Here is a 7,356-nt window from a genome sequence, read left to right on the forward strand (position 1 = left end):
CTGCGGAGGCGTCCGCCCGGGGACCAGCGTCCGTGGCCTCGGACGCCGTGGACGCCGAGGTCTCGGACGTCGTCGGGGTCCCGGACGTCGTCGGCGCCGGGGTCTCGTCACCGCGGATCAGCGCCGCCGCTGCCGCCGGGTCTGCCGCCGCGCGCAACGCGTCGGTGAACTCCGCGTTCATCAGCTGACGGGCGAGGGACGACAGGATCGTCAGATGGGCGTCGTCGGCGCCGGCCGGGGCGGCGATGAGGAAGATCAGGTCGGCGGGGCCGTCCGCGGCGCCGAAGTCGACGCCCGCCGCGCTGCGGCCGAAGCCGAGGGTCGGCTCGGTGACGTGGGCGCTGCGGCAGTGCGGGATGCCGATGCCGCCGTCGAGACCGGTCGGCATCTGCGCCTCGCGGGCGGCCACGTCGGCGAGAAAGCCCTCGAGGTCGGTCACCCGGCCGTGGGCCACCATGCGCTCGGCGAGGGACCGCGCCGCCGCTTCCTTCGTTTCGGCGGACAGGTCGAGATCGACCAGATCCGCGGTGATCATTTCGCTCATCGCGGGCTCCTTCGCACGCGTATCGCCCGGGGAGTGGTGCGGTGGGCGGGTGGGGGGACGGGGAGGGCGGGGAGGGCGGAGGCGGGGCAGGAAAGGCCCCGCCTCCGTGGGGTCGCAGGAGGGCTGGGTTCCTGCTTCCCCTGGTGGTCGGCAGGGCGGCTCAGGGTGCCCTGCCGGCCGTAGGGGGCGGCGAGAGACGGGACGCCTCGCCGTTCACGGGCCGGTCCGCCGCGCGCCGCGGGGCGCGGGTGAGCGGTCGTCATGACACCGGCTCCTCGAGTCGGCGGTCCACCGGCACCTCTGCCGTGACCGTCACCGCCGCCGGGTCCAGATCGGACGGGGTCGGCATCACGCTGCCGGGCAGCTGGACGGCGGCCGCGCCGTGCGCGACGGCGGACGCGAGCGCCGCCGGGCCCCTGCCGCCGGCGACGAGGAAGCCGGCGAGGGAGGAGTCGCCCGCTCCGACGTTGCTGCGCACGACGTCCACGCGGGCGCTCGCGAACCAGGCGCCCGTGTCCTCCACGAGCAGTTGCCCGTCGGCGCCCAGGCTGGCGAGCACGGCGCGGGCGCCCATCGCCCGCAGCTCCTCCGCCGCCTTCACCGCGTCGCCGACAGTGGCCAGGGGGCGTCCGACGGCTTCCGCGAGCTCCTCGGCGTTCGGCTTGACCACGTCGGGCCGCTCGCGCAGCGCCTCCAGCAAGGCACGTCCCGAGGTGTCCAGCGCGATGCGCGCGCCTGCGGCGTGCGCCCGTGCGACGACGTCGGCGTACCAGGAGGGCGTGAGCCCGCGGGGCAGGCTTCCGCAGCAGGCGATCCAGTCCGCGCCGCGCGACTGCCGGCGCACCGTCTCCAGCAGCTGTTCCTGTTCCTCGGCGGACAGCTCGGGGCCGGGCGCGTTGATCTTCGTCAGGACGCCGTCCGACTCGGCGAGGGCGATGTTCGAACGGGTGGCTCCGGCGACCGGGACCGGCGCGACCTCGATGCCCTGCGTGGCGAGCAGGTCGGCGACGAGCGCGCCGGGCGCGCCGCCCAGGGGCAGTACGGCGACCGTGCGCCACCCGGCGGCCGCGACCGCGCGCGACACGTTCACGCCCTTGCCGCCGGGGTCCATCCGCTCACCGGTGGCGCGGATGACCTCGCCGCGGTCCAGGGCGGGAACCTCGTAGGTACGGTCGAGGGAGGGATTGGGGGTGACGGTGAGGATCATGCCGACGCTGCCGTCGACGCCGCGGGAGCCCGCCCCGCCGTCGGCGCCCCGGGGGCCCGCGCTGCGGCTGGTGCCGCTGGTTCCGCCGACGCCGCTCATGCGCGTACCACTTCCGGGCCGCCGCGCTCGACGGCGGCCGTGTCCTCGTCGCTGAGCCCGCTGTCGGTGATCAGCAGGTCCACGTCGCCCAGGTCGCCGAAGCGGGCGAAATGCTCCTGGCCGTGCTTGGCGGAGTCGGCGAGCAGCACCACGCGGCGCGCTGCGGCGACGGCCGCCCTCTTCACCGCGGCCTCGGCGAGGTCGGGCGTGGTCAGCCCGTGCTCGGCGGAGAAGCCGTTGGCGGCGAGGAACAGGACGTCGGCGCGGATCTCCCCGTACGCGCGCAGCGCCCAGGCGTCCACAGCGGCGCGCGTCCGGTGCCGTACGCGCCCCCCGATGAGATGGAGCTGCATCCCGGGGTGGTCCGCGAGACGGGCCGCGATGGGCAGGCTGTGGGTGACGACGGTGAGCTCGGCCTCCAGCGGCAGGGCCGCGGCCAGCCGGGCCACTGTCGTGCCGGCGTCGAGGATCATCGTGCCCTCGGCCGGCAGTTCGGCGAGGGCCGCCTTGGCGATACGGTCCTTCTCGTCGATGGACGTGCCCTCGCGTTCGGCGAGGTCCGGCTCGAAGTCGAGGCGTCCGACCGGTATGGCGCCGCCGTGGACGCGGCGCACCAGGCCGGCGCGGTCGAGGGCCTTCAGATCGCGGCGGACGGTCTCCGCGGTGACCTGGAACTCCTCGGCCAGTGACAGCACGTCCACCCGGCCGGCGTCGCGGGCGAGCCGCAGGATCTCCTGCTGCCGCTCCGGTGCGTACATGTCCGTTCCCCTCCGACCGCTACCACGTTTTATGCCCGAACTTGTGGTTCCGTCACGGAGACTACGCCCGGATTTCTGAGAAGTAAACACATTCAGGCGCGATACGGGCATGAACGGGCATGGACGGGCACGTAGGAACGGGCATGAGTCGGCACTGGAACCCGATGCCTCTGGTGCGCCGACGCGGAGGAGGGGCCCGTCACCGTTGCGGTGACGGGCCCCTCTCCGGGAACGCGCGGTCAGCGCGCCCGGCCCACCGAGCCAAGCCGAAACCCATCGACGGAGCTCGGCAGACCAGGCTCTCGCTCAACCGGCAACGCCTGCTCAGCCGGCGAACTCGCGCTCCTTCTCCCGCTCAAGCTCCTCGGAGGAGCCCGTCTCCGGGATGTCCTCGAAGCCTTCCAGGTGCTGCGCCGACCGCTTCGGCAGAGCGAACATCAGCAGGAAGATCCCGAACATCACCAGCGCCACCCAGCCCAGCGCGTGCTGGAAGGCGTTCACGAAGGTGGGGCCGACCTCGGCCGGGGCCAGCCGGTCGCCGATCTCGCTGAAGAAGACCACGGCGACGAGTCCGAGACCGAGCGCGTTGCCCATCTGCTGCACGGTGTTGATGAGTCCCGACGCCGAGCCCGCGTGCTCGCGCGGCACCTCCGACAGCACCGCGTCGGTCAGCGGGGCGAAGATCAGGCCCATGCCCACGCCCATCACGACCAGCGGCAGCGCCATCTGCCAGGGTGCGATGCCGAGGCCGTAGCGCTCGGACTCCCAGATGTAGAGGAGCACGCCGACGGTCATCGTCAGGGCGCCCGCCTGGAGAACCTTGCGCCCGAAGCGCGGGGTCAGCTTCTGGACGGACATCCCGGCGGCCGCCGACACCGCGATCGAGAACGGCACCCCGGTCAGCCCCGCCTTCAGCGGGCTCCAGCCGAGGCCGGTCTGCATGTACAGCGTCCACACCAGGAAGAAGACGCCGAGGCCGATCCCGAAGACGGTCTGCACGGCGACGCCCGCCGCGAAGCTCCGCACCCGGAAGAGGGAGAGCTCGATCAGCGGCGAGCCGTCCCGTGCGGCCTTGCGCCGCTCGTAGGCGACCAGGGCCGCGAAGACGCCCAGCGCGCCCGCCATCGACGCGTACCCCCACACCGGCCAGCCCAGCTCACGGCCGCGGGTGAGCGGGTAGAGGAGCATGAGCAGACCGAGGGTCACCAGGACGACGCCCACCAGGTCCAGCTTCAGCGCCTTCGGGGCCTTGGACTCCGTGATGAACCGGCTGCCGAGGATCAGTCCCGCGATGCCGACCGGCAGGTTGATCAGGAAGATCGGCCGCCATTCCAGCCCGAACAGGTTCCACTCCGTCAGCAGCGCGCCGAGCAGCGGACCGGAGACGGCCCCGAGCCCCACGATCGCGCCGAAGAGCCCGAACACCTTCCCCCGCTCGTGCGCCGGGAAGGTGGCGTGCACGATCGACAGCACCTGCGGGACCATCATCGCCGCCATGCCGCCCTGCAGGATGCGGGCGGCGACCAGCATGTCCGGGTTCACCGCGAAGCCGCAGAGCGCGGAGGCGATGGTGAAGCCGCCGATGCCGACGAGGAACAGCCGCTTTCGGCCGTGGATGTCGCCGAGCCGGCCGCCCGTGATGAGGCCGGCGGCGAAGGCGAGCGCGTAACCGGCGGTGATCCACTGGATCTGGCTCCAGGAGGCTCCCGCGTCCTCCCGGATGGACGGGATCGCGATGTTGACGATGGTGACGTCGACGAGGTCCATGAAGGCCGCGGTCATCACGATCGCGAGCGCGAACCAGCGGCGGCGGTCGCCCGGCGCCGGCGTCGACGCGTCCGATGTCATGGCGGCGGTCCCGGTGTCGGTGGCCCGAGCGGCGGGCGCGGCCTCGTTCTCGTTCCCGGTGGAGGTGTCCGTGTCGTTCATAGTGCGACTGTAGGACCGCAATAGGTCAGATCGTGTCCTAGTGGTGCGGCATTCTCGAAGCATGACGACGGACACTCCGGCTCGGTTGCTGCAACTCCTCTCCATCCTCCAGACGCCCCGCGAATGGCCCGGCGGCGAGCTCGCGGACCGCCTCGGGGTCTCCCGGCGCACGGTCCGGCGGGACATCGACCGGCTGCGCGAACTCGGATATCCCGTCGAGGCCAGCAAGGGCTCGGACGGCGGATACCGGCTGGTCGCGGGCAAGGCGATGCCACCGCTCGTGCTCGACGACGAGGAGGCCGTCGCGATCGCCGTCGGCCTGCGGGCCGGCGCGGGGCACGCCCTGGAGGGCGTCGACGAGGCCTCCGTACGCGCCCTCGCCAAACTCGAACAGGTGCTGCCGGCCAGACTGCGGCACCGCGTCTCCACCCTCCAGGCCGCGACCACGCCCTTGACCAGCGGGGACGGCGCGAGCATCGCACCCGAGACGCTGACCGTCATGGCCTCGACGGTCGCCGGGCAGGAGCGGCTGCGGTTCGCCTACCGCGCGAAGGACGGCACGGAGTCGCGGCGACTGACCGAGCCCTACCGGCTGGTGTCGACGGGTCGGCGCTGGTACCTCGTGGCGTACGACCTCGACCGTCAGGACTGGCGGACCTTCCGCGTGGACCGGGTCCGGGACCCCTTCGCGACCGGCTCCCGCTTCGCGCCGCGCGAGCTGCCGACGGGCAGTGCGGCGGAATACCTCCGGCGCTCCATCCAGCGGCGTCCCGACAGGGACGAGTACGCGTACGACGTCACCTTCGACGCGCCCGCGGAGATGGTGGCGTCCAGGCTGCCGTCCTGGCTGAGCACGTCGGTCGCGCCGGAACCGTCCGAGACGGGCGACGGGGACGTCGGCGGCGCGGACGGCGGCGGCAGCGCGGACGGCGGCGGGACGCGCCGATGCCGGCTGCGGGGGACCACGAGCGATCCGGTGGAGTGGGTGGCTGTCCGGTTCGCGATGCTGGGGTACGAGTTCTCGGTCCGCGAGCCGCAAGAACTGGTGGACTGCGCAAGGGAGTTGAGCGGACGCCTGGGACGTGCGGCACAGACGGGTTGACCGAGCGGCGCGGAAGCCGAAACGGAGCGGTGAGGCCGGGCGGCGAGCCCCGGGCGGTAGGGGCCGGTCCCGGTCGCCTCCGCCCGGCGTCACGTCCGCTTCGCCGGTCCCGCTTCCCACGCGAACCCGTGCAGAGCCCGCAGGTTGTGCAGCGCCAGCTCGGCCGGGCCCTGCGGGCCGGTCGGCGCGGCGTCGGTCGCCGCCCAGCTCTCCACCGCGACCCGGACGGCGGCACTGGCCACGGCGGCGGTGAAGCGCTGGCGCGGGGACGCGAGGGGCGCCTGGGCGACAACGGGCGGCTCGGAGGCGTCGTCCCCGTCAGTGGCGTCGCCCCCGCTCGAGAGGCCGGCCGCCTCGGAAGGTCCGGACCCGCCGGAACTGCCGTGTGCGCCTGGGGAGTCGGCGGTGTGCGCGGCGGTCGAGGGTGCGGCCGACGGGGAGGACGACGCCCTGGCCTCGGCGGCCGCCGCCCGTTCCGCCAGCACCTCCGCGATCGTGGTCTCCGAGGTGTGGCAGACCTCCGCCCACACCTTGCCGAGGGCCGGGCTGGCGCCGGCCAGCCGGATCAGGGTGCGGACCCATTCCCAGGAGGCCGCCGAGACTCCCCGGCCGGTGACGAGGGTGTTCCGCACGGCGTGTTCGAGAGCCTGCGGCACCGGCAGTTCGGCCGGGGCCTCGCGCAGCGCCTCCGCCCAGCGCTCGGCGCCCGCCGAGTAGAGGGGGGCGACCGCCTCCTCCTTCGTCGCGAAGTACCGGTAGAACGTGCGCGGGGCGATGCCCGCGGCCTGGGCGATGTCCTCGGCGCGGGTGGCCTTGAGGCCCCGGCTGACGAAGAGGCCGGCCGCCGCCCGGGCGATCTCCGTCCGGGTCGCCGCTTTGCGCCGCTCGGTCAGCGAAGCCGAGCCGGCGGAGGGGGTCGAGCTGATCACGTCGGCAGGCTATGCCCATGTGGCACAATCTGCCATTCGGGCGGGCCACCCCGTGGTTCAGGTACGGGGTGGCCCGCCTCTCGGCGTGCCCGCGTGCCTCGCGATCGGGCGCCGGTCGTGTGCGCGCGCAACTCCCGGACGTGGCAAAGGAGCCGGGCTCCAGCGCCTGGGGGGAGAGGCGCCGAAGCCCGGCTCTGGACAGTCCCGGCACCGGGGGGATGTGCGTCGGGACTTGGCTTACTCGCGTGGTGCGAAAGATCTCGGGAAGAGCTACAGGGTCCGGTTCGCCCGAACTCCCGTGCTCAGAAGTCTTTTTCCCCGCTCCCGCCGGTTGAAGCGGCGTTCCCGCGCCATGTTTGCGCGGTCCGCGCTCACCCGGCGCACGCGGGCGGAAACCCCACACCACAGCACGCACACAGCCTGTTCACAGCACTCCGACCCCCCTCACGCGACCGAAGCAAACCGGCCTACACGCCCGCCACTTGCCGACGTGAGCCACCCGACCGGGGCCTGCGCCCCGCCTCCTGCTGACGCAAGCCGACCCCAACCGGCCTGCGCTCCCCGCCACTTGCCGACCCGAGCCGAGCGACCCGACCGACCCGCGCCCCGCCACAGCCGGTGGGCGAGCCGACCCCGATCGACCTGCGTCGGCGCCGTCGACCGTCCGCCGGACGTCACAGCCGGCCACAGACATCACAGCCGGCCGAGCGGCCTCGCCGCAACGCCCGGCGCCGGCCGTCGACTTCCCGCGCGGGCGGCAGTTTCCGGCGTCGGCGCACGGCGGGGTG

At 73.5% G+C, this 7,356-nt stretch carries 6 protein-coding genes; 1 reads left to right on the forward strand and 5 read right to left on the reverse strand.

Annotated features, from left to right (window positions below):
• From ABT300_RS39130 to ABT300_RS39145, 4 genes are all read right to left on the reverse strand, one after another.
• A partial coding sequence (locus tag ABT300_RS39130) for a PTS sugar transporter subunit IIA (protein WP_351686474.1) occupies nt 1-544 on the reverse strand: 544 nt, incomplete at its 3' end.
• A 259-nt stretch (nt 545-803) separates the two neighbouring features.
• Nucleotides 804-1,751 carry a 1-phosphofructokinase gene (gene pfkB, locus ABT300_RS39135; RefSeq protein ID WP_351686484.1) on the reverse strand — a complete coding sequence of 316 codons (948 nt, stop codon included), beginning with the start codon at nt 1,749-1,751 and terminating at the stop codon, nt 804-806.
• A 95-nt stretch (nt 1,752-1,846) separates the two neighbouring features.
• A complete protein-coding gene (locus tag ABT300_RS39140; RefSeq protein WP_351686477.1) occupies nt 1,847-2,608 on the reverse strand; it encodes a DeoR/GlpR family DNA-binding transcription regulator in 762 nt (253 codons plus the stop codon).
• A gap of 324 nt (nt 2,609-2,932) precedes the next feature.
• On the reverse strand, nt 2,933-4,456 hold the full coding sequence (locus ABT300_RS39145; protein WP_351686487.1) for an MFS transporter: 1,524 nt from the start codon (nt 4,454-4,456) through the stop codon (nt 2,933-2,935).
• Nucleotides 4,457-4,598: 142 nt separating this feature from the next.
• Here ABT300_RS39145 and ABT300_RS39150 point away from each other — a divergent pair, with 142 nt between their 5' ends.
• Nucleotides 4,599-5,639, forward strand: coding sequence for a helix-turn-helix transcriptional regulator (locus ABT300_RS39150; RefSeq protein WP_351686479.1), 1,041 nt, complete (start codon nt 4,599-4,601; stop codon nt 5,637-5,639).
• An 89-nt stretch (nt 5,640-5,728) separates the two neighbouring features.
• On the opposite strand, the gene ABT300_RS39155 is transcribed toward ABT300_RS39150, so the two are convergent.
• Nucleotides 5,729-6,568 carry a TetR family transcriptional regulator gene (locus ABT300_RS39155; RefSeq protein WP_351686482.1) on the reverse strand — a complete coding sequence of 280 codons (840 nt, stop codon included), beginning with the start codon at nt 6,566-6,568 and terminating at the stop codon, nt 5,729-5,731.
• Between the last annotated feature and the right edge of the window lie 788 nt (nt 6,569-7,356).

The organism is Streptomyces sp. NPDC001027 (genome assembly GCF_040299045.1).
GTDB lineage: Bacteria > Actinomycetota > Actinomycetes > Streptomycetales > Streptomycetaceae > Streptomyces.

What these genes read in the sequence shown, in the direction of transcription:
- pfkB (WP_351686484.1), bottom strand. Translation starts at nt 1,751, where the DNA reads ATGATCCTCACCGTCACCCCCAATCCCTCCCTCGACCGTACCTACGAG.
- ABT300_RS39140 (WP_351686477.1), bottom strand. Translation starts at nt 2,608, where the DNA reads ATGTACGCACCGGAGCGGCAGCAGGAGATCCTGCGGCTCGCCCGCGAC.
- ABT300_RS39145 (WP_351686487.1), bottom strand. Translation starts at nt 4,456, where the DNA reads ATGACATCGGACGCGTCGACGCCGGCGCCGGGCGACCGCCGCCGCTGG.
- ABT300_RS39150 (WP_351686479.1), top strand. Translation starts at nt 4,599, where the DNA reads ATGACGACGGACACTCCGGCTCGGTTGCTGCAACTCCTCTCCATCCTC.